Origin of the sequence: Nitrosophilus labii (assembly GCF_014466985.1) — a bacterium.
Lineage (GTDB): Bacteria > Campylobacterota > Campylobacteria > Campylobacterales > Nitratiruptoraceae > Nitrosophilus_A > Nitrosophilus_A labii.
The window spans coordinates 334,271-357,963 of the sequence record NZ_AP022826.1 but is presented as its reverse complement, the minus strand read 5'-3'; the positions used below and the strand labels follow the sequence as shown (position 1 = coordinate 357,963).

Annotated in this window: 23 protein-coding genes; 9 read left to right on the top strand and 14 right to left on the bottom strand. The window is 34.5% G+C overall.

Annotation, left to right across the window (positions count from 1 at the left end; translation table 11 throughout):
• Positions 1 to 60 precede the first annotated feature (60 nt).
• Positions 61 to 1,305 carry a serine--tRNA ligase gene (gene serS, locus NIL_RS01895; protein ID WP_187647957.1) on the top strand — a complete coding sequence of 415 codons (1,245 nt, stop codon included), beginning with the start codon at positions 61 to 63 and terminating at the stop codon, positions 1,303 to 1,305.
• A 103-nt stretch (positions 1,306 to 1,408) separates the two neighbouring features.
• Complete coding sequence (locus tag NIL_RS01890) at positions 1,409 to 2,233, top strand: PilZ domain-containing protein (protein WP_187647956.1); 825 nt, start codon at positions 1,409 to 1,411, stop codon at positions 2,231 to 2,233.
• 39 nt (positions 2,234 to 2,272) lie between these two features.
• On the opposite strand, the gene NIL_RS01885 is transcribed toward NIL_RS01890, so the two are convergent.
• The 9 genes from NIL_RS01885 to NIL_RS01845 form a co-directional block, all read right to left on the bottom strand.
• Positions 2,273 to 3,826: a 2-isopropylmalate synthase gene (locus NIL_RS01885; protein WP_187647955.1), complete on the bottom strand. Its 1,554-nt coding sequence runs from the start codon at positions 3,824 to 3,826 to the stop codon at positions 2,273 to 2,275.
• A 171-nt stretch (positions 3,827 to 3,997) separates the two neighbouring features.
• Positions 3,998 to 4,696 carry a CDP-diacylglycerol--serine O-phosphatidyltransferase gene (gene pssA, locus NIL_RS01880; RefSeq protein WP_187648546.1) on the bottom strand — a complete coding sequence of 233 codons (699 nt, stop codon included), beginning with the start codon at positions 4,694 to 4,696 and terminating at the stop codon, positions 3,998 to 4,000.
• Between the two features lie 26 nt (positions 4,697 to 4,722).
• Positions 4,723 to 5,352, bottom strand: a complete 630-nt coding sequence (locus tag NIL_RS01875) for a phosphatidylserine decarboxylase (protein ID WP_187647954.1) — start codon at positions 5,350 to 5,352, stop codon at positions 4,723 to 4,725.
• 3 nt (positions 5,353 to 5,355) lie between these two features.
• On the bottom strand, positions 5,356 to 7,365 hold the full coding sequence (gene ftsH / locus NIL_RS01870) for an ATP-dependent zinc metalloprotease FtsH (protein ID WP_187647953.1): 2,010 nt from the start codon (positions 7,363 to 7,365) through the stop codon (positions 5,356 to 5,358).
• A 68-nt stretch (positions 7,366 to 7,433) separates the two neighbouring features.
• On the bottom strand, positions 7,434 to 8,258 hold the full coding sequence (locus NIL_RS01865) for a 50S ribosomal protein L11 methyltransferase (RefSeq protein WP_187647952.1): 825 nt from the start codon (positions 8,256 to 8,258) through the stop codon (positions 7,434 to 7,436).
• Between the two features lie 81 nt (positions 8,259 to 8,339).
• A complete protein-coding gene (gene hisA / locus NIL_RS01860) occupies positions 8,340 to 9,056 on the bottom strand; it encodes a 1-(5-phosphoribosyl)-5-[(5-phosphoribosylamino)methylideneamino]imidazole-4-carboxamide isomerase (RefSeq protein WP_187647951.1) in 717 nt (238 codons plus the stop codon).
• 116 nt (positions 9,057 to 9,172) lie between these two features.
• Positions 9,173 to 9,787, bottom strand: a complete 615-nt coding sequence (hisH, locus tag NIL_RS01855; RefSeq protein ID WP_187647950.1) for an imidazole glycerol phosphate synthase subunit HisH — start codon at positions 9,785 to 9,787, stop codon at positions 9,173 to 9,175.
• A gap of 84 nt (positions 9,788 to 9,871) precedes the next feature.
• The gene (locus NIL_RS01850) at positions 9,872 to 10,780 is read right to left on the bottom strand and encodes a PDC sensor domain-containing protein (protein ID WP_187647949.1); all 909 of its coding nucleotides are present in this window, start codon (positions 10,778 to 10,780) and stop codon (positions 9,872 to 9,874) included.
• A complete protein-coding gene (locus tag NIL_RS01845) occupies positions 10,770 to 11,561 on the bottom strand; it encodes a 3'-5' exonuclease (RefSeq protein WP_187647948.1) in 792 nt (263 codons plus the stop codon). The genes NIL_RS01850 and NIL_RS01845 overlap by 11 nt, the downstream gene beginning before the upstream one ends.
• An 89-nt stretch (positions 11,562 to 11,650) precedes the next feature.
• Between NIL_RS01845 and waaC the strand changes: the two genes are divergently transcribed.
• The 7 genes from waaC to NIL_RS01810 all read left to right on the top strand — a co-directional run bounded on the left by waaC (position 11,651) and on the right by NIL_RS01810 (position 18,271).
• The gene (gene waaC / locus NIL_RS01840) at positions 11,651 to 12,646 is read left to right on the top strand and encodes a lipopolysaccharide heptosyltransferase I (protein WP_187647947.1); all 996 of its coding nucleotides are present in this window, start codon (positions 11,651 to 11,653) and stop codon (positions 12,644 to 12,646) included.
• Positions 12,636 to 13,529: a lipid A biosynthesis lauroyl acyltransferase gene (locus tag NIL_RS01835; protein WP_187647946.1), complete on the top strand. Its 894-nt coding sequence runs from the start codon at positions 12,636 to 12,638 to the stop codon at positions 13,527 to 13,529. The genes waaC and NIL_RS01835 overlap by 11 nt, the downstream gene beginning before the upstream one ends.
• Before the next feature lie 9 nt (positions 13,530 to 13,538).
• The gene (locus NIL_RS01830) at positions 13,539 to 14,939 is read left to right on the top strand and encodes a UDP-glucose dehydrogenase family protein (RefSeq protein ID WP_187647945.1); all 1,401 of its coding nucleotides are present in this window, start codon (positions 13,539 to 13,541) and stop codon (positions 14,937 to 14,939) included.
• A gap of 24 nt (positions 14,940 to 14,963) precedes the next feature.
• A complete protein-coding gene (locus NIL_RS01825; RefSeq protein WP_187647944.1) occupies positions 14,964 to 15,320 on the top strand; it encodes a four helix bundle protein in 357 nt (118 codons plus the stop codon).
• A gap of 73 nt (positions 15,321 to 15,393) precedes the next feature.
• On the top strand, positions 15,394 to 16,446 hold the full coding sequence (locus tag NIL_RS01820) for an NAD-dependent epimerase (protein ID WP_187647943.1): 1,053 nt from the start codon (positions 15,394 to 15,396) through the stop codon (positions 16,444 to 16,446).
• On the top strand, positions 16,447 to 17,160 hold the full coding sequence (locus NIL_RS01815; RefSeq protein ID WP_187647942.1) for a glycosyltransferase family 2 protein: 714 nt from the start codon (positions 16,447 to 16,449) through the stop codon (positions 17,158 to 17,160).
• A gap of 16 nt (positions 17,161 to 17,176) precedes the next feature.
• Positions 17,177 to 18,271 (top strand): glycosyltransferase family 4 protein, encoded by a 1,095-nt coding sequence (locus tag NIL_RS01810; RefSeq protein ID WP_246434448.1) that lies wholly within the window; start codon positions 17,177 to 17,179, stop codon positions 18,269 to 18,271.
• On the opposite strand, the gene pseI is transcribed toward NIL_RS01810, so the two are convergent.
• Genes pseI through pseB form a run of 5 tightly spaced genes read right to left on the bottom strand, consistent with a single transcriptional unit; the run spans position 18,264 to position 23,681 of the window.
• Positions 18,264 to 19,307 (bottom strand): pseudaminic acid synthase, encoded by a 1,044-nt coding sequence (gene pseI / locus NIL_RS01805; protein WP_187647941.1) that lies wholly within the window; start codon positions 19,305 to 19,307, stop codon positions 18,264 to 18,266. The two genes, NIL_RS01810 and pseI, sit on opposite strands and share 8 nt — an antisense overlap.
• On the bottom strand, positions 19,300 to 20,787 hold the full coding sequence (gene pseG, locus NIL_RS01800; RefSeq protein WP_187647940.1) for a UDP-2,4-diacetamido-2,4,6-trideoxy-beta-L-altropyranose hydrolase: 1,488 nt from the start codon (positions 20,785 to 20,787) through the stop codon (positions 19,300 to 19,302). Before pseG ends, pseI begins: the two co-directional genes overlap by 8 nt.
• On the bottom strand, positions 20,784 to 21,524 hold the full coding sequence (locus tag NIL_RS01795) for a cytidylyltransferase domain-containing protein (RefSeq protein WP_187647939.1): 741 nt from the start codon (positions 21,522 to 21,524) through the stop codon (positions 20,784 to 20,786). Before NIL_RS01795 ends, pseG begins: the two co-directional genes overlap by 4 nt.
• Entirely contained in the window at positions 21,508 to 22,692 is a 1,185-nt protein-coding gene (gene pseC / locus NIL_RS01790; RefSeq protein WP_187647938.1) for a UDP-4-amino-4,6-dideoxy-N-acetyl-beta-L-altrosamine transaminase, read from the bottom strand. The genes NIL_RS01795 and pseC overlap by 17 nt, the downstream gene beginning before the upstream one ends.
• Positions 22,689 to 23,681, bottom strand: a complete 993-nt coding sequence (gene pseB / locus NIL_RS01785) for a UDP-N-acetylglucosamine 4,6-dehydratase (inverting) (RefSeq protein WP_187647937.1) — start codon at positions 23,679 to 23,681, stop codon at positions 22,689 to 22,691. The genes pseC and pseB overlap by 4 nt, the downstream gene beginning before the upstream one ends.
• Between the last annotated feature and the right edge of the window lie 12 nt (positions 23,682 to 23,693).

The window sequence follows — 23,693 nt, the reverse complement described above, 5'->3', positions numbered from 1 at the left end:
AATATTTTTTTTGTTATTCAGCTTTTTTAACTTTTATTAATAAATTTAACAGGAGCCTTTATGCTTGACCTTAAACTTTTAGAAAAAAATTTTGACGAGATTGCCGAAAAACTTAAAAACAGAGGTGTAGAGGAAAAACTTTTGGCCGAACTTAAAGAGCTCTTTACCAAATATAAATCGGAAAAAAAAGTTTTAGAAGAGCTTCAGGCAAAACAGAACAAACTTTCTAAACTTTTTGGAATATACAAAAAAGAGGGAAAAGATATAAATGAACTAAAAAAAGAGGTAGATAGCAACAAAGCCAAAATATCAGCCCACCAAGAGATAGTTAGAGACATAGAAGAGGATTTGAAAAAAATCGCCCTTCAAATTCCAAATATTCCAGATCCGGACGTTCCTATAGGAGAAGACGAAGAGGATAATGTAGAGATAAAAAAAGTGTTGGAACCAAAAGAGTTTGATTTTGAACCAAAAGAGCACTTCAAGCTTGGGGAAGATCTCGGCTGGATAGATTTTAAAAGAGGGGTAAAACTTGCAAAAAGCCGCTTTAGCGTTCTTAAAAAAGAGGCTGCCGTACTAGAGAGAGCCTTAATCAACTATATGCTAGATTTCAATAAAAACAGAGGATTCGAAGAGGTATATGTCCCATTTATGGTAAATTCATCCACGCTTCTTGGAACAGGACAACTGCCTAAATTTGAAGAGGATCTTTTTAAAGTTTGCGATGAAGATTTGTATCTCATACCTACAGCTGAAGTGCCTCTTACAAACCTTTATAGAGACGAGATCATTGCCGATTTAACAGAACCTATAAAACTCACTGCCTATACCCCGTGCTTTAGGAAAGAGGCAGGAAGCGGCGGGAAAGACGTAAGAGGTATGATAAGACAGCATCAATTTGACAAGGTGGAGCTTGTAGCCATCACAAAACCCGAAGATAGCGACAAAGTTTTCGAAGAGATGGTAAATACCGCCAGTGATCTTTTAACGTCTCTCAGACTTCCTCATAGACTAGTTATGCTTTGTACCGGAGATCTGGGATTTAGCGCCGCTAAAACGATAGACCTTGAAGTATGGCTACCGGGACAAGGAAAATACCGTGAAATAAGCTCCGTCTCAAATACCAGAGATTTTCAAGCAAGACGAGCCATGATAAGATTTAAAGATGGTAAAAAAAACAGGCTGGTCCATACCCTCAACGGCTCAAGCCTTGCGGTGGGAAGAACACTTATTGCCATTATGGAAAATTATCAGCAAAAAGACGGTTCTATCAAAATCCCGGAAGTTTTGAAAAGTTATTTTTAATATTTATTAAATATTTATTATATTAATCAATTCAATATTTTTTTTGTAATATTTTTATGATATTATTTAATTAAATGTTATAGTATATACAAGGACATTAGAAATGGATAGAAACAAGATAGAAAAAATACTAAAAGAGATACAACTCACAGAAAACGAAAAAGATCTTCTACGTAAAATTTTTTCTCAATATGATATAGAGATAAAAAATATTTCAGAATTTGAAAATAGTGTTGCAGATTGGCTAAAACAGCATATAGAAGGATTGACTTATCAAGAGAAAAATCTTCTTAATAATATAAGAGAAAAACTAAACTTTTATGATACAAAGTATGCCCTATCAAATACAAAACATATCAAAGATAGGGAAAAAGCAGTAGTTATCAGTAAAAACAATATACCTATATCTCTTCAAAGAAACTCAGAATCAAAACTATTCTGGTATATAGATTGTAATCAAGTAAAATATTTGAACGAAGGTGAAAAAATAGAAATAGGCTTTTCAAGAAGTGAAGATAAGCGTTTTTATAAATTTAATACAAAAATAATATCTATCGATTTTAGCGAAAGCGGGTGTATTATTACAACTGAACATAGTACCTCACTATCATATAAAGAAACAAGAGGCCATGAAAGATATAAAACTAATTTGAAAGCAAAACTGACTTATAAAACCCAAAAAGGATTTGTTAGCTCATTTAACTGTGTGGTCGAAAATATTAGTTTAGACGGTGTAAAAGTAACTACTAATGAAAAAAATATTGATATAGATAGAAACAAAACAGTCACATTAAATATTTTGTTTGATAATGAATTTAAATCAACAGAGGCAAAGATAAAATATATCTTACAAGATGATAGTTATCAAATCGGTTTAGAGTTTATAAATATGCCGGAGTGCTTTTTAAAAAAAGTGAAAAAATACTAAATATATAAAGAAATTCAGGTCAAGTATAAACTTGACCTGCTATATATCATCTCCTTCAACGCAACTTTTTTTCTTTAAAATATCTCTCATAGAAATAAAGCTGTTTAAAGCTCCTATATAGGCTTTGGCGCTTGCCATCATGGTATCTATACTTAAGCCATGACCAATAACCGCAGGTTTGTTTTCATCAAATACGACTTTGACTACGACTTTAGCTAAAGCATCTTTTCCTTTACTTACAGCTTTTACTTCATAATCGTTTAATGTTCCGCTATAACCACTTATTCTATCTATAGTTTTAAATATAGCGTCAATAGTGCCGTCGCCAATACCGGCATCAGTTATCTCTTTTCCATTATGCTCTATTGTTACGGCGGCACTAGGAACCCCTTCACTACAATCATTTATCTGTAACTTTTTAAGTTTATAAATTTCCGGTATGCTAGTTAATTCGCTAGTTATTATCATCCTTAAATCATCGTCAGTTATCTCTTTTTTTCTATCTGCTAAGATCTTAAATCTCTCAAAAGCTTTATTAATCTCATCATTACTTAAATCAAAGCCTAAAGATTTGATTTTTTCTTTAAAAGCGTGGCGTCCTGAATGTTTACCTAAAACTATAGAATTTGTCTCAAATCCTATATCTTCGGCTCTCATTATCTCATAAGTCTCTTTATGTTTCAATACCCCATCTTGATGGATGCCGCTTTCATGAGCAAAAGCATTTCTTCCAACAATCGCTTTATTTGGTTGAGGCTCAATACCTGTTATTGTAGAAACTAAACGGCTAGTAGGATAAATCTCTTTTGTATTGATATTTGTTTCAATACCTTCAAAGATATCCTTTCTAGTCTTAATGGCCATCACAACCTCTTCCAAAGCCGCATTACCTGCTCGTTCGCCAAGTCCATTTATAGTACACTCAACCTGTCTTGCCCCGTTTAAAACACTATATAAAGAGTTTGCAGTAGCAAGTCCCAAATCGTTATGGCAATGAACGGAAATTATGGCTCTATCACCAATAAACTCTTTTAACTCTTTAATCATCTCACCCATCTCGTGAGGCAATCTATAACCAACGGTATCCGGTATATTTATAGTTTTAGCACCTGCCTTTATAGCCTCATCTATTATCTCTTTTAAAAAACTCATCTCACTTCTACCTGCATCTTCACAACTAAATTCTATATCATTCGCAAACTCTTTAGCAAATTTAATTGCCTCGATTGCTCTTTTTACAACTTCATCAGGACTCATTCTAAGCTTATATTTCATATGAATATCGCTTGTAGCGATAAAAGTGTGTATTCTTTTCTTTTTTGCCGGTTTTATAGCTTCCCCTGCTGCTTTAATATCTTTTTCAACTGCTCTCGCTAAAGAACATACGGTACTTTTTTTTACAATTTCACTTATTCTATTTATAGCTTCAAAATCTCCCGGACTTGCCGCTGCAAAACCTGCTTCTATGATATCTACTCCAAGCTTTTCTAGCTGTTTTGCTATCTGTATCTTCTCTTCTGTATTCATAGATGCTCCGGGACTTTGTTCACCATCTCTTAAAGTTGTATCGAAAATTTTTACTATATCGCTCATTTTCTATCCTTTAAATTAAAAAATGTTTTGATTATTATATATCTGTTGATAAAATCTATCAGAAGCGCAGGAGAAGGTTTTTAATCTCTATTTTAGGAAGAATTTTGATAGCCTTAACAACACCTGCATCACTCATTTATTTTCCCTTAATAATTTTTTTCCATTATTATACTATATTTTTCTCTTTTTTCTAAATATAACAAAATAGGCTGCTCTAAAAATACCATAAAGTATATAAATTGTAGTAAGTATAGTTATACCCTCAATAGGAAAAAGATACAAAAGAGATAAAACAATAACCAAAATTATCAAAATTTTTATGGCATTTATTTTTTGAAGCTCTATCTTTTTAAAACTAGGATACCTTATATTGCTGACCATTAAAAATGCACAAAGCAGAGCGCCAATCAAAAGAAAATAGGAGTATTTAAGCAAAATAGGATACTCTTGAAAAAGCAATATCCATACAGCCACAAAAACTGCTGCAGTAGGTATAGGCACACCTATAAATACTGATGGTTCACTCGATGGTGCCATTACGTTAAATCTAGCTAGTCTAATCGCACCAAAAACTACAAACATAGCCGATACCAAAGAGCCAAATTTTCCATATTCGTGACCACAACAAAAATACAAAAGCATAGCCGGCGCGACACCAAAAGCGACAATATCAGCTAAAGAGTCAAACTCTACGCCAAACTTACTAGTAGTATGGGTAAGTCTTGCTACTCTTCCGTCTATACCGTCAAAAATCAAAGACAAAAGTATAAGCCATGCGGCCTTTTGAAATTCGCCTTTAGAAGCTGCTATGATACTTATAACGCCAATAAATGCACTTGCTGCGGTAAAAAGATTAGGCAATATATACATCAAATGAAAACTAGGTTTATTCAATTTTATCCCTTTAGATAAGCCAATACACTTATACCTGCAACTAGGTTTTCACCTTTTTTCACATTCAATACGGCTTCTTCGGGTAACTCTATGTTAAATAACGCCTCGGTACAAAATCCCAAAATTTCAGAGAAATCGCATCGGTTATTTTTAGGTTTATAAAACGAATGTCCAAAAAAACCCAATTTTCCGGCCAATGAAACAACTTTTATCATCTTTTTATCATCTTTTATCACAAAAGTAAATCTTTCATTAAAATTATGCGATTTTCTTGAGGTCAAATCCAAAAATGCTCCGTGTCTAAAGTAAATATCCTCTACTATCCCGCTCATAGGAGATTTTATAACAGAACCGTGTTCTAGGTTTTTATAAATCTCTATAACTCTTTTTCCATCTTTTTCGAAAATATCGGTAACTTGTCCATCTACGGGAGAAAAAATGGCATCTTTTTCTAAAAGTTCGACTCTGTTTTTCGGAATATAGTAGATATATAAAAAAAACAAAAAGACAGAAATAAAAAAAGCTTTCAAAAACCAAGATTTAGCAAAAACTACCACAATAAGCGCAATTAACACGCTTATTACCAACTTTTTACGTCCTTCGTAAGCAAAATAATCAAAGAAGAGGCTCAAAGTTTACTCCTTCTCCCTTTTTGGCTCATCCTCTTTTTGAGACTCTTTTTTCGCTCTCTCTTTAGCCTCTTTTATATCTTCCAAGTCGTCAGAAACCAACTTTGATTCTATAGAGTGTTTCTCTTCAAATTCTCTGATTATCTCTCTTACCCTTTTACCCTCTATAACCTCTTTTTCAAAAAGCTCTTTAACCATCTCCTCTATCGCTTCGCTATACTCTTTAAGCCGATCTTTAACGTGCTCGTATCTCTGGTTTAAAAATCTCTTTATAAACTCGTCTATATCTTCGGCCAATTTCTCGCTATACTCTTTAACAGGCGCCATTCCACCGCCTAAAAAGAGGTTTCTCTGCTTTTCCAACACCATTAAGCCCGCTACTTCACTCATCCCGTACATCATAACCATAGCTTTTACTATATCGGTTGCCCTTTCAAGGTCGTTAGCGGCACCGGTGCTAATTTCCCCTATAAAAATTTCTTCGGCCGCTCTACCTCCAAGAAGTACGTCTATCTCAGCAACAAGCTCATGTTTTTGCATAAGATATTTGTTCTCTTCGGGAGTATTGAGAGTATAACCCAAAGCGGCAAGCCCTCTAGGAATAATAGAGACTTTTGTTACTCTTTTTGCACCTTGCGTGGTCTCGGCTAACAGTGCATGCCCACTCTCATGATATGCTACTATTTTTTTCTCTTTTGGACTTATTCTTCTGCTTTTCTTTTCTAACCCGGCTATAGCTCTCTCAACCGCCTCCAGGAAATCCTCTTGTTCTACCTCTTTTTTATTTTTTCTACCTGCTAAAAGAGCGGCTTCATTGACAATATTTGCCAAATCGGCTCCCGCAAGTCCGGCCGTTAACTTTGCAATCTCTGTCAAATCTACATCTTTAGCCATTTTTATATGTTTCACGTGAACTTTAAGTATGGCTAACCTTCCTTCAAAATCCGGTTTATCCACAACTACCGTTCTATCAAAACGTCCCGGTCTAAGTAGTGCCGGATCCAAAACTTCGGGTCTATTTGTGGCAGCCAAAACTATAATCGGATATTTCGCACTATCAAAACCGTCCATCTCTGCTAAAAGCTGATTAAGCGTCTGCTCTCGCTCATCGTTTCCGCCGATAGGTCCCGTAGCAGCTCTACTTTTTCCTATGGCATCTATCTCGTCGATAAAAATTATCGCAGGAGCCTCTTTTTTAGCCTGTTCAAAAAGATCTCTTACTCTTGCCGCGCCTACCCCAACAAACATCTCTATAAAACTTGAACCGCTAACGGCGAAAAAGGGAACACTCGCTTCACCGGCAACAGCTTTTGCCAAAAGAGTTTTTCCTGTTCCAGGAGGTCCTACAAGCAAAACCCCTTTTGGGATCTTAGCCCCAAGCTTAACGTAACGATCGGGATATTTTAGAAAATCGACTATCTCTTTTACCTCTTCTTTCGCCTCTTCCGCTCCGGCCACATCACTAAATTTTACATTAGGTTTTTCGCTATTTATAAGTTTTTTGGCACTACCCATACCAAGAATCCCGCCACCGACACTCTTTTGCATTCGGCTTGCTAAAAACATCCATATCGCAAAAAAGATAAAAATAGGAATAACCCAGCCAAAAATAACCTCGCTTACCCAGTTGCTTTCACTATATCCACCATAATCAACGCCTTTTTGCTCCAAAAGAGGTATCAAAGTGTTGTCTTCTGGTACTCTATTTGCAAAGTATATAACTTTATAACCATTTTCGTCGGCTATTGCCTTAATGGTTCTTTGGCCAATAGCAACATACTTTATTTGTCCTTGTTTTATAAGATTTTTGAGTTCAGAATAACTAACCTCTTTACTCTTTTGTATAGGCGCTCCTACCATATGCGTAGCCGCACCCTCTCCCATATTCCCGCCAGTTGGACCTATCATCGATTTGAAAAGTAGTATGATAATAATCGAAAAAATTGCAAAAGTTATAAGAGGATTTTGGTTGAAAAAATTATCTTTTTTATCTCTGTTCGGTCTCTTTTTTGCCATCTGTATCCTTTTCTTGAAAAATTTAAATATTTTAGAGTTAAAGCTCCATTTACTTTAACGTATTATAACTATTTTGCTAACAAAAGAGTGATCCACTCTTTTTCTTGAATTTTTTTTATAAGTTTCAAATCGTTATATCTTTCCAATACATTTGAAAGATACTTTTCCACTATCCCCGAAAGTATCAAGTATCCTCCATCTTTTACGCAACTTTTTAAATCTTTGGCTAAAAATACCAAAACGTCAGCTACTATATTGACTATTACTATATCATACTTTTCCTTGAGATTTACGGCCGAACCAATCCATGCTTTATTAAATTCAACTTTGTTTAATCTAAAATTTTTCTTTGCCTCTTTAACGGCAAGTTCGTCCGTATCGCAAATATCGACTATCGCTCCCTTTTTAGCCGCAGCAATAGCCAATATACCGCTACCGGTACCTACGTCCAATACTTTATCTTCTTTTTTTACCTTTTGACTTACTATTTTCAAACAGTTAAGAGTGCTTGGATGATGCCCCGAGCCAAAAGCTAAAGCCGGATCCATAACAATATCTATCTTGGTTTCTTTTTTTTCATACCAGCTTGGACGTATATAAAACTCTTCTACTTCAACAGGCGTAATACTTTTTTTATAGTTTTCTATCCAGTCTTGATTCTCTTTTTTTTCAATCTTTATATCTAGTTCTACTTTTTCAGAAAAAATCTTACTCAAAGCATTTGCATACTCTTTAGTTTTTTCAATAATATCCTCTAGCGGCTCTTCACTTCTTAAGATTAAAGAGTTTCCGACTTCTTCGATACCGTTATAAAAATGATCCATCAAAAAACTCTCTATCTCCTCTTTATGAGAGGATGGAGTAATCGTAACTTCATAGTAATAATCTCTCAAAACAATCCTTTAAACCGTAATACATAACATGTAATACATAATAGTCATTAGCGGCAATTTTAAGTTTATCGACACCAATGACTAATAACTAATGACTAGTTCAAACGCCTCATTCAAATCTAAAGTACCTTCATAAAAAGCTTTACCTATTATTACACCGGCTACTTTCTTAGTTTCAAGCAATCTTTTTATATCTTCTATATCTTTGACACCGCCACTAGCAATCGTCTCAATGCCACTAGCTTCGGCTATACTTACGGTAAAATCCACATTTATTCCGCTTAAAGTTCCATCACGCCCAACATCGGTACAGATTATCGCTTCTACTCCGCTATCCGCAAAAGCTCTTGCAAGTTCAGTAGCTTTCATAGTACTGGTTTTTGCCCATCCCTCTACCGCCACATAGCCATCAATTGCGTCTATTCCAACTACAATGGGATATTTTTTTGCCATTTCTTTAACAAAACTAGGATTTTTTACCGCGACTGAACCCAAAATAACCCTGTTAATACCAATATTAAGATATCTCTTTATAGTCTCTTCATCTCTTATACCGCCGCCCAACTGCATCTTTAAAGAGGAATTTTCTCTAATCTTTTTTATCTGCTCAAGATTTTTAGGTTCACCTGCAAAAGCACCGTTTAGATCAACTAAATGAAGCCATTTTGAACCCATTTCTTCAAACTTCTTAGCAAGCTCCCACGGCTCATTACTGTAGATTTTGGCGCTTTCCATCAAACCTTTTGTTAGTCTTACCGCTTTTCCATCTTTTAGATCTATTGCCGGATAAATCGTCATTATATTCCTTTATTTTGTGATTCGTGAATCTTGAATTGTAAAGCGTAATTAGTGATAAGAGGTAAGTGGTAAGGGATAATCCTCTCACACTCACACTCACACTCACACTATTCACCCTAAAGTCTCACAAAATTTTCCAAAATTTTAAGTCCGTTTTCGTGTGACTTTTCCGGATGCGGCTGAAGGCCAAATACATTTTCGTTTTGAACCGCACTTACAAATTCATAGCCGTATATAGTTTTCCCGATAACATACTTTTCATCGCATACGGCATGAAAACTGTGAACAAAATAGAGATAAAAAGCTTTTGGAAGTCCTTTGAAGATAGGAGTCTCCTTTTGAACAAAAAGTTCATTCCACCCCATATGTGGAACTTTCAGCCTATGATCGAATCTGCTTTTATAAAAAGGAACCACCTCTCCAGAAATTAGTCCAAGCCCGTTATGCTCGCCAAACTCATAACTTTTATCAAAAAGAAGCTGCATTCCAAGACAAATCCCAAGAAGAGGTTTTCCACTTTTTGCAAACTCTAAAATAGGCTCAATTAGGCCATATTGATTTAGATGAGAGATTGCGTCTCCAAAAGCCCCAACTCCAGGTAAAATAAGCTTATCAAAACCTTTTAGTTTTTCACCTTCTTTTACAATCTCTGGCTTTGCACCTATTTTTAAAAAAGCATTTTTAACACTTGCTAGATTTCCCATATTATAGTCAACTATCGCTACTTTCATAATACCTCTTTGAAAAATATGGAATGTTAAATGTTAAATGTTGAACAATTCATTATCAATTATCCAACATCAAACATCTAAAATCTACTCTTCCTCTCTATACCCTTGCATAGATTTTAGATAGAAAGAGAGACCAAATAGTAGCATCGTAACGGCTGCTACTAAGAAAACAGCATATATAATTTTTTCCGGCCCGATTATAGCAAACTTGAAAACCAACATCAAAGCTTCTATAGATAGAGCGATTATAATCGAACCTAAAAATCGTATCATAGTTTTATGTATATCGGAGGTACTTCTTTGTTTATGACGGCCTAATACTTCCTCTTCAAAAAGAGTTTTAACCAGATCAAATATGGCTAAGGACAAAGTTATCAAAATAGTGGATTCAAAAATCTCTTTTACGTCTAGATTATATACGTGAATGCCGTGAGCCATAACACTCATAATCCCTTTAAAAAAAAGAAGAATAGCCACTATCAAAAGTGCAAAAGTAAAAAGAAAATATGAGATTTTGGAAAAATTACCAAAAATCGAATCTATAGAGGTAGGATGAAAAACTTTTAAAACATCCGTTAAAGAGAGATCGATACAGACTATATAAACTAACTGCTTTTTATCGTTATATATAGGATATGAGGCCGTTACTGTAAGTTCATGAGTTAACAAAGAGGGATAAGGATCTGTCAAAATGCATCTTTTCTCTTTTACAGCACGATAGTAATAGGCTCTCATACTTCTGTTAATCCCTTTTCCTTTTCTATATTCGGGATTTTTTGAGATAGCATCGATGATCTGCATTCCGCTTTTATCCAATACGTAAAAAGCCTCCGCTTGAGGAAGCTCTTTTTTAAGTATTTTTAACGTATTGATAATGTTGTCTAACGAAGGAACCGGCATATAGTTCGGTATGTAACGCTGTAACAAATAACATAAATAGGCTCTAGCTTTCGTTCTTATCTCGGCGTACTGCTCAATCTCTCTAACTATCATCTTTTACCTCTTTTTTTATAAAATCTAAAAAAATTTTGCTGTAACTTTTCTCTTTTGGCATTTTATCACTCATTTGCAAAAGGATAGCTTTATAATCTTCTTGAGAGAGATTTCCTTTTAATATCTCATACTTCAAAAATAGAATATAAGTATTTAAAACATCACTTTCGCAATACTCTTTTATTTTCTTAATTTCGCCTTTATAATAAAGCTCCAACACCATATCGCCGCTTATGTCAAATTTTCCTGGAACTCCAGCCATAGTACAGATAGTATCTAGTTTTAGATTTCTAACGGCACCGTAATGTCCCAGAACTTCCAAAAGATCTATATGAAACTGTTCGCTGTATCTTGATCGATAATTTTCCCATTTGGTCTTATTTAACATCTGATTGTCCTGCTCAAAATATGCAGGACATGAAAGGTTGTATTTTAAAGCTCTTATAAAAAGCATAGGAATATCAAAACCTCTTCCATTGAAACTAATGAGCTTTGGATTGTGTTTGTCGATAAAATTCAAAAAGTTTTCTATCATCTCCTTTTCATTTGTGCCATCAATGGAGCTGACTTTTTTGAAATTTCCAAAATCATCGGCTATAACTGCCGAAATAGCCACAACTTTATGGTATGGAACAGGTAAAAAAGAAGAACCGTTTTTTGCCTCTTGAAGGCTCATAGCCTTTAAACTTAGATTTAACTCATCCAAATCCTCATTAAAAGAGTACTGTTTTTTTATAAGCTCGGTATCTGGGATCGTTTCACAGTCAAATACACAAATCATTGCTACTCCGTAGATAAAATTAACAAATATTATACAAAAATTGTCAATTTTTTGCAGTTTTGATAAAATACCAAATCTCAAGGAGTAAGATGAATATAGCAATTATTAGACTTAGTGCGCTTGGGGATATCGTTCATTCTATGGTTGTTTTACAGTTTATAAAAAAACATTTTCCGGATGCCAATATCACTTGGGTTACTCAAAAAAACTTCGAAGATGTACTAAACTTCAATCCCGGTATAAAACAAGTTGTGGGAATAGATATTAAAAAACTAAAAACTAAAAAATCTTTAAAAGAGTTCAAAAAAACAGCCAAGTTTTTAAAAAGTCTTGATAGTTTTGATTATGTTTTAGATATACAAGGGCTTATAAAATCGGCTACTATCTCCTTTTTTTTGGGTAAAAAAAGATACGGTTTGGAAGTTGGTTGCATAAGAGAATCTTTAGCTTCCCTTTTTTATACAGATAGAGTAATAATTCCTTGCGAAAATAATGTGATCTATAGAAACTTAGATTTTGTTTCCAAAATTTTCGGATTTGAATATAATGATGAAGAGATTTTAAAAAAAGAGGCTTATCTTTTTTATGATACTTCTAAAGACTACTCAGTTATCAATAATTTTTTAGAAGATAAAAATATTTTGTTCATTCCAGGTTCAAGCAAAGAGAACAAAAACTATCCTAGTGAAGGTTTTATTGAAGTAGCTAAAAGTTTAAAGAAAAATATTTTGCTTCTATGGGGAAATGAAGAGGAGAGGAAAAAGGCAGAGTATATCTCCCAAAAAAGTGGCGCTAAAGTTTTGCCAAAACTATCTTTAAACGATTTAAAATATCTTATCTCTAAAATGGATCTTATAATCGGAGGGGACACGGGACCGGTTCATATGGCCTGGGCTATGAATAGAGCCTCGATAGTTCTTTTTGGCTATACCCCTGTTACTTTAATGTATCAAACACCTAAAAATATAGCTATAAAATCTCCGTCATCCGCCGGAGCTTGCAGATTTGATAAAAGTGACGATTCAATCAAGCTGATAGAGCCTAAAAAAATTATAGAAAAAGCAAAGGAGCTTCTTGAAAGATAAAATATATCTGGGACTTTTCAATATCTTCCAATGGACAGTCAGACATACTCCAAAAAAGGTTTTAAACGCCATTTTAAACTCACTCTCATGGCTGATATATATTTTGGATAAAAAGCATAGAAAAATAATAAAAACCAATCTGGATTTTGCTTTTGGAGATAAACTTAGCAAAAAAGAGAAAGATAAAATCATTAAAAAATGCTATAAAAATATGCTTTATAATTTGGCAGATTTTGTAAAAAACCAAGGTATTTCTAAAGAGGAACTGTTAAAAAAGATTGAATTTAAAAACGAAAAGATATTAAAAGACGCTTTGAAAAATGGCGAAAAAGTTATACTCATAACAGCCCATTACGGAAACTGGGAGCTTCTGCCACTATCCATAGCCGCTTTTTTTGGACCACTTACTGCAGTAGGAAGAGCGCTTGACTCTAAAACGATGAACGATATCTTAAAAAGAAATAGAGAGCAGTATGATATAAGAATACTCGATAAAAAAGGAGCCATGAAGGGACTTATAAACGATCTTAAAAAAGGAAGAATGGTTGGACTTTTAGTAGATCAAAACACAGCTGAAAGCGAAGGGATATTGATAGACTTTTTTGGCAAACGTGCACGCCATACCCCAAGTGCGGCTTTACTGGCTAGACGATTTAATGCTAAAATTATACCTACGTTCATAAGCACAAACGATTATGAAAAATATACAATCACCTTTTATGAACCCATAATCTGCAAAAAAACCCAAAACAGCGAAGAGGATATAAGAAAATGCACCCAGGCTCAGGCAGATATAACGGAAAAAGTGATACGTCAAAAACCTGATGAGTGGTTTTGGTTTCATAAAAGGTGGAAAAATCAGTATGAAGAGATTTATAAATAAAGGAAAAAAATGAAGCTAAGCATTATTGGTACAGGTTATGTAGGACTCGTTACCGGTGCTTGTTTTGCACAGATGGGAAATAGCGTAGTATGCGTTGACATCGACGAAAAAAAGATTGAAAATCTAAAAAAGGGAATTATACCCATATATGAACCAGGTCTTGAAGAGATAGTTAAAAATAACTTCAAAATCGGTACTTTGGAATTTACCACAGATATAAAATATGCACTTGAGAACTCTGATATAGTTTTTATTGCAGTAGGAACTCCACAAGGTGAAGATGGAAGTGCAGATTTGCAGTATGTCTTAGCTGTAGCAAAAGATATCGGAAAATATATGAGCCATCCTTTGATAGTAGTGGATAAATCCACTGTTCCCGTAGGAACCGCAGATAAAGTTAGAGAAACTATAAAAAAAGAGCTCGAAAACAGACTTCATAACAAAGATATCACCGAAGGCGAATTTGAAGAGCTAATGAAGTTCGACGTTGTCAGCAACCCTGAATTTTTGAAAGAGGGTGACGCGGTAAATGATTTTATGAAACCAGATAGAGTAGTCATAGGCGCCGATAATCCAAAATCAATGGAAGTTTTAAAAGAGTTATATGCTCCTTTTACAAGAAGTCATGAAAGGTTTATAGGTATGGACGTTAGAAGCGCCGAACTTACCAAATACGCCGCAAACGCAATGCTTGCAACTAAAATATCTTTTATGAACGAAATGGCGCGTATCGCCGAAGCGGTAGGAGCCGATATTAATAAAGTAAGAGTTGGAATCGGTAGCGATAGTCGTATAGGTTATGCCTTTATATATCCTGGAGTCGGATATGGCGGCAGCTGTTTTCCAAAAGATGTGAAGGCTCTTGAAAAGATAGCGCTGGATTCGGGAGTTGATCCAAAGATCGTAAAAGCTGTCGAAGAGGTAAACAAAGAGCAAAGAATCTATTTTCTAAACAAAATCTTAAACCGCTTTTCTATCAACTATCAACTATCAACTATCAACTCAAAAGATAAGCCATTAAAAGGCTTCTCTTTTGCTATATGGGGACTAAGCTTTAAACCAGAAACGGATGATATGCGAGAAGCTCCCTCCATCACAATCATAAAAGAGCTTACCAAAAGAGGCGCTAAAATCAAAGCTTACGATCCAAAAGCTATGGATGAGGCAAAAAACTTTTGGCTTAAAGGTGTTGAAAATATCGAGTATTTCGACAACAAATACGACACTCTAAACGACTCGGACGCTATGATACTAGTAACTGAATGGAAAGAGTTCAGAAGCCCGGACTTTTTTGAGATGAAAAAAAGACTCAAAAACCCTATAATTTTTGACGGAAGAAATCAATACAATAAAGATAAACTCAAAGAGATGGGATTTGAATATTACCAAGTAGGTGTTTCTGGTGGATAGTTGATAGTTTTGAAAGGATAATAGTTGAATGATTACAAAGATTTGAAGGTTTGGCAAAACTCCATATCCTTAGTGGAAAAAATATATCAGCTTATTAAAAGTTTCCCAAATAGTGAAATATATGTATTATCAGATCAAATTAGAAGATCAGCAATTTCAATTCCAAGTAATATAGCAGAAGGTGCATCTCGAAATACTAAAAAAGAGTTTATACAATTTTTATATATAGCTTTAGGTTCTGCTTCTGAATTAGAAACTCAAATTATAATTGCAAAAAAAATTGGATATATTAATAATATTGAAAATTATATTCTCGAAATAACAAAATTAAGAAAAATGTTAAACAGTCTTATAAGTTCTTTGAAAGGAAAAACAAAATGAAAAACTCTATTATAATAATCAACAAACAACTATCAACCATAAACCATCAACCATTAACTAAAAGGATTTTCAAATGAAAATCCTTGTAACAGGAACGGCAGGATTTATAGGTTTTCATCTAGCAATTAAACTTCTTGAAAGAGGAGACGAAGTAGTAGGAGTAGACAATATTAACGACTATTACGATATCAGGGTTAAATACGGAAGATTAAAAGAACTTGGATTTGAAGAGAAAGATTTTGAATTTGGAAAAAAGTATGTAAGCAAAAGATATTCCAACCACACATTTTACAGAGCAAATCTCGAAGACAAAGAGGCTATTGAGAAAATTTTCAAAAACGAAAATCCTCAAAGAGTATGTAATCTCGCCGCTCAAGCAGGTGTTAGGTACTCATTGACAAATCCGCACGCTTATGCTCAAAGCAATATAGTGGGATTTATCAATATTTTAGAAGCTTGCCGTCATAACGAAGTTGAACATCTATCATATGCAAGCAGTTCCAGTGTTTACGGACTAAATGAGACTATGCCATTTAACGTTCATCACAACGTAGATCATCCAATAAGCCTTTACGCAGCAAGCAAAAAAAGTAACGAACTAATGGCTCACACATACTCATATCTTTTCAATATTCCTACAACCGGACTTAGATTTTTCACCGTTTACGGTCCTTGGGGAAGACCGGATATGGCTCTGTTTTTGTTTACTAAAGCGATTTTGGAAGATAGAACTATTGACGTTTTTAATTATGGAAAAATGAAAAGAGATTTTACATATATCGACGATATCATCGAAGGTGTTGTCAGAGTCATAGACAATCCGGCCAAACCCAACCCAAACTGGAGCGGTAAAACGCCCGATCCTGCCACTAGTAAAGCTCCTTATAAAGTATATAACATAGGAAACGGCTCTCCTGTTGAACTGATGGATTTTATAAAAGCTATAGAGAAATCTCTAGGCAAAGAGGCTAAGAAAAATTATCTTCCTTTGCAGCCAGGAGACGTTCCTGCAACTTGGGCGGATACTTCCTCTTTGGAAAAAGATCTAGGCTATAAGCCAGGCACACCTATCGAATATGGAGTAGAACAGTTTGTCAAATGGTATAGAGAGTTTTATGGAGTTTGATTGGAAAAGCTAACTGTAGTTATCATAACTTTTAATAGTGAAAAATATATAAAAAATGCTATAAAGAGCGCTTCATTTGCGGACGAAGTTTTGATCCTCGATAGCGGCTCTAGTGATAAAACATTAGATGTGGCAAAAAGTCTTGGTGCAAGAGTGGAGTATCAAAAGTGGCTGGGTTTTGGAAAGCAAAAACAAAAAGCGGTAGATTTAGCCAAAAACAGATGGGTTTTCGTGCTTGACAGTGATGAGAGAATAACCGAAAATCTCCAAATTGAGATAAATGAAATTTTGAAAAATCCAAAATTTGAGGCTTATGAAGTTCCAAGACTAAACTACTTTTTTGGAAAACCTATAAGATATTGCGGGCTTTATCCAGATAAAACTATCAGGCTATTCGATAAAGAAAAAGCCCATTTCACTCAAGACGAGGTTCACGAAAAAGTAGTTACGCAAGGTAAAACTGGCTCGCTAAAAAACCATATGATCCATCTTGCTTATGAAAGCGTTGAAGAGTTTATATCTAAACAAAACCGATACTCTTCTCTTGGTGCCAAACCAAACAAGCTCAAAGCTTTAATAAACCCTTTTTGGACTTTTTTTAAAATATATTTTTTAAAGCTGGGTTTTCTCGATGGTTGGGAAGGATTTTTGATAGCAAGACTATACAGCCAATATACTTTTTGGAAATATGTAAAAAGCAAAAAAGAACTCTAAAGGTAATTTTAAAAAGATGAAAAAGATAAAAGTATTACATACAGAATGGTCTGACGGATGGGGCGGACAAGAAATAAGAATCATTTCAGAAATGGAGACTCTGCGTGAAAAAGGAGTGGAGCTTCAACTTGCTTGTCGAGATCATGCCAAAATAAAAAAGGAAGCTTTAAAAAAAGGGTTTAAAGTCCACACACTTCCTTTCAAAGGAAATGCAGACTTAAAGACACTATTTAGTTTAGTTAAAATCATAAAAGATGAAAATATCGATATAGTAAACACCCACAGCGGTAAAGATACTTGGGTGGGAGGATTTGCGGCTAAAATAGCCGGAGTAAAATTTATCAGAACCAGACATTTATCAAATAAAATTAATCCTTCAAGATTAAACTTCATCAACGAGATGGCCGATTTTATCATCACTACAGGGGAAAGCGTAAAAGAAAATATGATCCGTTACAATCGAATAAAGCCACAAAAAATAGAATCCATTCCAACAGGTATAGATGAAGAGATTTTTGATCCTTCAAAATACGACAAAGAAAAAAACAGAGAGCTTTTCGGTATAGAAAAAGACAAAATCGCCATAGGAATCTTAGCGGTTTTAAGAGGTTTTAAAAGGCATGATCTATTTTTAGAAATGGCAAAAGAGATATCAAAAAAACATCCAAATACCATTTTTTTGATAGCAGGTGACGGTCCAAGAAGAGAAAGCATTAAAAAATTGGTAAAAGATTTCGGACTTGAAAAAAAAGTCAAAATGTTGGGTCATATAAATGAGCCGGCAAAATTCCTCTCGGCTCTGGATATCTTCACTCTCACTTCCGATTCAAACGAGGGCGTTCCCCAATCGGTTATGCAGGCTCTTATGATGAGATTGCCCGTTGTGGCTACAGATGTGGGCAGCGTAAAAGATTTGTGGCGCGATGAAAATTTTATACTAGTTGAGCCCAAAAATATGAAAAATTTGGTTGAAAGTGTGGATAAATTGATACAAAATCCCGAGCTTAGAGAAAACCACTCCCTCAAAGCTAGGGATTTTGTTGTTAAAAATTTTTCTAAAAAAGTAATGGCAGACAAAATCTTATATATTTATCAAAATCTGCTTAGCTAATATGCTCCCACTTAAGAGGCGTTCCCTGTTTTAGATCGACCGCCGCTTTTTTGCCTAAAATATCCTTTAAATATTTTGGATGAAGCCCAAAACCGGGTCTGACAGAACGAATGTTCTTCTCAGTCAAAATTTCACCTTTTTTAATATCTTTAGCTATGAAAAGGCTTCTCGAGAACTCCCTGTTTTTTCTTTTCTTTTCGTCCATAGTGTAGTCAACTCTTCCAAGAAGTTTTTCAGTATCTCTAACAGCCTTTACCATCTCTTTGAATTCATTTATGTCCAAACTAAATGCAGCATCAGGACCACCTAAACTTTTATCCAAAATAAAGTGTTTTTCTATAACTTTGGCCCCCAAAGTTACAGCTGCAACGGGAGCGGTAATACCTAAAGTGTGATCGGAAAATCCCGCTATTACGCCAAAAGTCTCGGATAGATTGGGAATGGTTCTTAAATTTGCATCTTCCAAGGGTGCCGGATAAGCAGATGTACATTTAAGAAGTACGATCTGTTCATTGCCGACTCTTCTACAAGCATTCACCGCCTCTTCAATATCGCAAAGAGTCGCAATACCCGTAGATATAATCATAGGTTTTCCTTTTGAAGCCGCATATTCTATCAAAGGAATATCCGTTATCTCAAAAGAGGCAATTTTATAGGCGGACACATCCATCTTTTCAAGAAAATCTACCGCACTTTTATCAAAAGGAGAAGAGAAAAGATCGATTCCTATATAGTCTGCGTAACTTTTAAGTTTTGGTTGCCACTCCCAAGGAGTGTACGCTTCCTCATACAATTCATATAAAGTTTTTCCATCCCAGATGGTACCTTGTTTTATCTGAAAATACTCATTGTCGCATTTTAAAGTTATAGTATCTGGAGTGTAAGTCTGAAGCTTTACCGCATCTGCCCCTGCCTCTTTTGCAGCCTTTATCATCTCTTTGGCTATTTCAAAATCTTGGTTATGATTTGCCGAAACTTCTGCGATTATATATACTGGACTATCGTTTGAGATGGTTTTGGAACCTATTTTAATCATCTTTTGACCTTTTAAAAATGTAGGTAGGAATATTTTTATACAAAGTCTCTTTTTCCTTTCTAAAACCGATTTTTTCAAATATTTTTATAGAAGAGATATTCTCTCTTTTTATATAAGCGTAAATCTCTTCATTGCCTATTTTTTCCTTGAAATATTCTAAACTCTTTTCCAATATTTTTACTCCCAACCCGCATCCCCTAACTTTAGAGGATAAAGATATGCTTATAATATAGCCTTCATTATCTTTTTCAAATCTTACTTGGGCAAAGACCTCATCATCTTTTTGTGCAACTAAAAACAGAGTATTTCTATCTTTTAACTTATTCAAAAACCACTTTTGATGGTTATCAAAAACTATTTTTTCACTGTTGAAAGAGTTTCTTCTAACCTCTTCATCGTTAGAGATATCAAAAATTATTTTTATATCCTGTTTTTCCGCTTTCCTTATATAAAAGTCTTCATATATTTTGCAGATTATTGTCTTTGTAACTTTATCAACTCTTCCTATAGATAGATTTTTCATCTTTTCTATCAAAAATTTTCTCGTTTCTTCATCATTTGCAAGAGTCACAAAGGCATTTTTTATTTCATTTTTACAGTTTTTTGCACCAATAGCATAACCATTTTTAGTAAGATACTCAAAAATTTTCTTTTGATTATCTGCTAATCGTAGAGCTATAAAAGGAAGTTTCATATATAGAACTTCTATACTTGTAGTTCCACAAGATATAATTCCTATATCTGATCTATTCATAAGCTCAGCCATATTTTTGGCATCTACAATAATATTAAATCCTTTTTCGCTATTTTTCGCAAAATCTTGAAGCTGTTTTAGATGTTTGTTTGCGGCACCAACTACAATATCCGCTTCAAAAAAAACATCTTCAACCTCATCTAAAGCTTTTATAACTTCAAAAGTCACATTTTCAGGATCGGCTCCGCCAAGAGTAACTAAAATTCTCAAATTTTTCTTATTGGATTCTGATTTTTTTATATCTTTGATTCTTTTGAACTCATCTCTTATAAGTGCAAATTCGATCCCGCAAAGTAGGCTACACTCCTTTGGTACCAGTCCTTTATAATCCTCTTTTTTTGCGTAAATATTTTGATTTAACAATATATCACAATAGTGTTTCTTATATAGATCGTCGAAGGAAAAGATCATTACACCACTATTTTTTATCTCTCTTTCATAATCTTCATCAATTCCATAATGATCGAACACTATAAAAGATGCGTTTTGTTCTTTTATAATGCTCTTTACCTCTTTAATCTCGCTATATTTATCTTTGCTTTTAAGTTCAATTTTCTTAAATCCAGCCTTTTTTATCTTGAAATTTATATTTCCAGGCAGATTTTTCACTAGATATATTACATCAAAACCATTTTTTTTTAGCTCTTTTGCCAAAACAAGAGTTCTTGTTATATGCCCTGTTCCTATCTCTTTTGAGCTGTCCGCTCTGACTAAAATTTTTTTCATACCTTTTTTTGTTCTACATGGCTGTTTATTTCGTATATGTAGGGATTTTTTTCCAATATCTCTATCAAATCCTCATAACTAAAATCCGTCTTACACTTTAAAAGTTTATATATCTCTTTTATTGCTTCATAATCAGCCTCTTCATCCAAAGTCAGACGATATTTTGAATTATCCTCCTTATCTTTATATTGACAAATCATAAACTCGTCTTTATGGGTAGTGTGAATGTGAGTAGTCACATGCTCTTTTTCAAACTCCATTTTTGCATTTTCATAGACTCTTTTTAACGCTTCAAAACTGAAAATTTCTATATCGAGTCCTCTTGGAAAACTTCTTTCAATCGTATTTGAAAGATAATCGCACTTCTTTTTTCCAAACTCTTCCAACATCTTTTTCAAAATCTCTTGATCTATTAAAGGACAATCAGACGTAAGCCTAACTATCGTATCACTATTTTTTGCGCCAAAAGCAGTAGTGGCTTTGTAGTATCTATCTAGTACGTTGTTTGTATCTCCTCTAAAAAATCGCAATCTTTTTTTTTCACAAAGTTCAATTATAGGTTTTTCGCTTCCGTCGTCAGTAGTGGCTATGATAATGTTTTTTGCAAATCTATTTAATCTCTCTATCATTACCTCCAATACGGTTTTGCCGCAAAGAGGGAGCATAACCTTTCCAGGAAGCCTGGTAGAGGTCATACGGGCCTGAATTATGACAAAAAGATCACTTTTTATTCTCATTAACGATCTTTTTTAGCGTATTTATCACATATTCTTGCTCTTCTCTTTCCAAAGGTGGATACATAGGCAAAGAGAAAGCCTCTTTATAGTATCTATCCATTTTCGGAGTACACTCTTCGCCATAACCCAACATCCTGTAATATGGCTGCTTATTTATCGGTATATAATGAAGTTGTAGTCCAATATTTTTCTCTCTCATCTTGTAAAAGAGTTCCGATTTGGTTATAAAGAGCTTTTCAAAATCTACCCTTACCACATAGAGGTGATAGGATGAGTTGTCATTGTATCTATACAGCGGCTTTACAATATCCTCTTTTTCGAATGCATCATCATACTTTAAAGCGATATCTCTTCTTCTTTTTATAAAAGTATCAAGTTTTTCAAACTGACTTATCCCTAAAGCGCACTGCATATCAGTTATACGGTAGTTGTATCCCAAAAACTGCTGTTCGTAATACCAAGGATTTAGATTGTCCTTTTCATCATAAGCCATCTCTTTGTTTAAAAATTGCTTTTCATCTTTAGTTATGCCATGGTTTCTAAGTATAAGCAGTTTTTCGTAAATATTTTTATCATTTGTAGTTACCGCACCACCCTCTCCTGTTGTCAAATGCTTTACAGGATGAAAAGAGAGAATCGAACAGTCGCTATATTTGCAGCTACCTGCTTTAATCCCTTTGTACTCTGCCCCTATCGAATGGGCACAATCTTCCAAAACAGCTATTTTAAATCTATCTTTTATATAACTTAATTTCTCTTGTTCTACGGGGTTTCCGCTAAAATGAACCGCGTATAAGGCTTTTATATTTTTATCTTTTTCCAAAATCTCTATACACTTATCCAAGTCTATATTGCCATCATCTTTTATATCTACAAAAACCGGCTTCGCTCCAACATAAAGAATAGCATTTGAAGTGGCTACAAACGAGTTAGGAGTCGTCAATACTTTATCCCCTGGATTCAAGATAGCCAAAGAAGCCAGATGAAGAGCTGCTGTACCATTTGATACCGCCACAGCATATTTTGCGCCGATATATTCGGAAATTTTATCTTCAAACTCTTTTACTTTGGGACCCTGAGTGATAAATGGTGATTTTAAAACCTCTTTTACTGCACGTCTATCTTTTTTATCTATATACTGCTTTCCGTAAGGTATAAAGTCCATCATATCTTTTCTATCATGTCAAGAAGTTCTTTTTCGGTTAGCCACCAATCGTTTTTATCCGAACTGTATTCAAAACCAATCTCAACAGGTTTTCCCTTTTCTCCAATAGTGTTTTCCTCAAAATCTACTTTATGTGCAAATTGAATTGTTGGTTTTATAACGTAATGATCCTCAAACTCCAAAGTCAGATGACTGTCATCTTTTGGACACATTACTTCGTGAAGTTTTTCTCCGGGTCGTATGCCTATTATCTTTAAAGGAAGTTCCGGTGCCATAGCTTTCGCAAGATCAACAACCTTCATAGAAGGGATTTTTGGAACAAATATCTCTCCACCTTTCATCCTCTCAAAGTTCTTCAAAACAAACTCTACTCCCTGCTCTAGAGTTATCCAAAATCTAGTCATCCTCTCGTCGGTTATAGGCAGCTCTTTAGCTCCTTGTATTATCAGTTTTTTAAAAAAAGGTACTACACTCCCACGTGAGCCTACTACATTTCCGTATCTTACAACGCTAAATCTAGTCTCTCTTTTTCCAACTATATTGTTTGCAGCTACAAACATCTTATCACTCGCAAGTTTAGTAGCCCCATATAGATTGATAGGATTTGCCGCTTTATCGGTAGATAAAGCCATAACCTTTTTTACATTATTAGCTATAGCAGCCTGTATGACGTTTTCGGCTCCGTGAATATTTGTCTTTATGCACTCCATAGGATTGTACTCGGCCACTGGAACATGTTTAAGCGCCGCAGCGTGGATAACATAGTCCACATCCTGCATAGCAATCATTAGTCTCTCTTTATCTCTTACATCCCCTATAAAATATCTCATACAAGGCTCGTTGAACTCCTGAGCCATCTCGAACTGCTTTAGTTCGTCTCTTGAATAGATAATTATCTTATTGGGTTTGTATCTTTTTAGTAAAATTTCGGTATATTTTTTCCCGAAACTTCCGGTTCCGCCTGTTATAAGTATGTTTTTATTATTGAACATAATACTTCCATT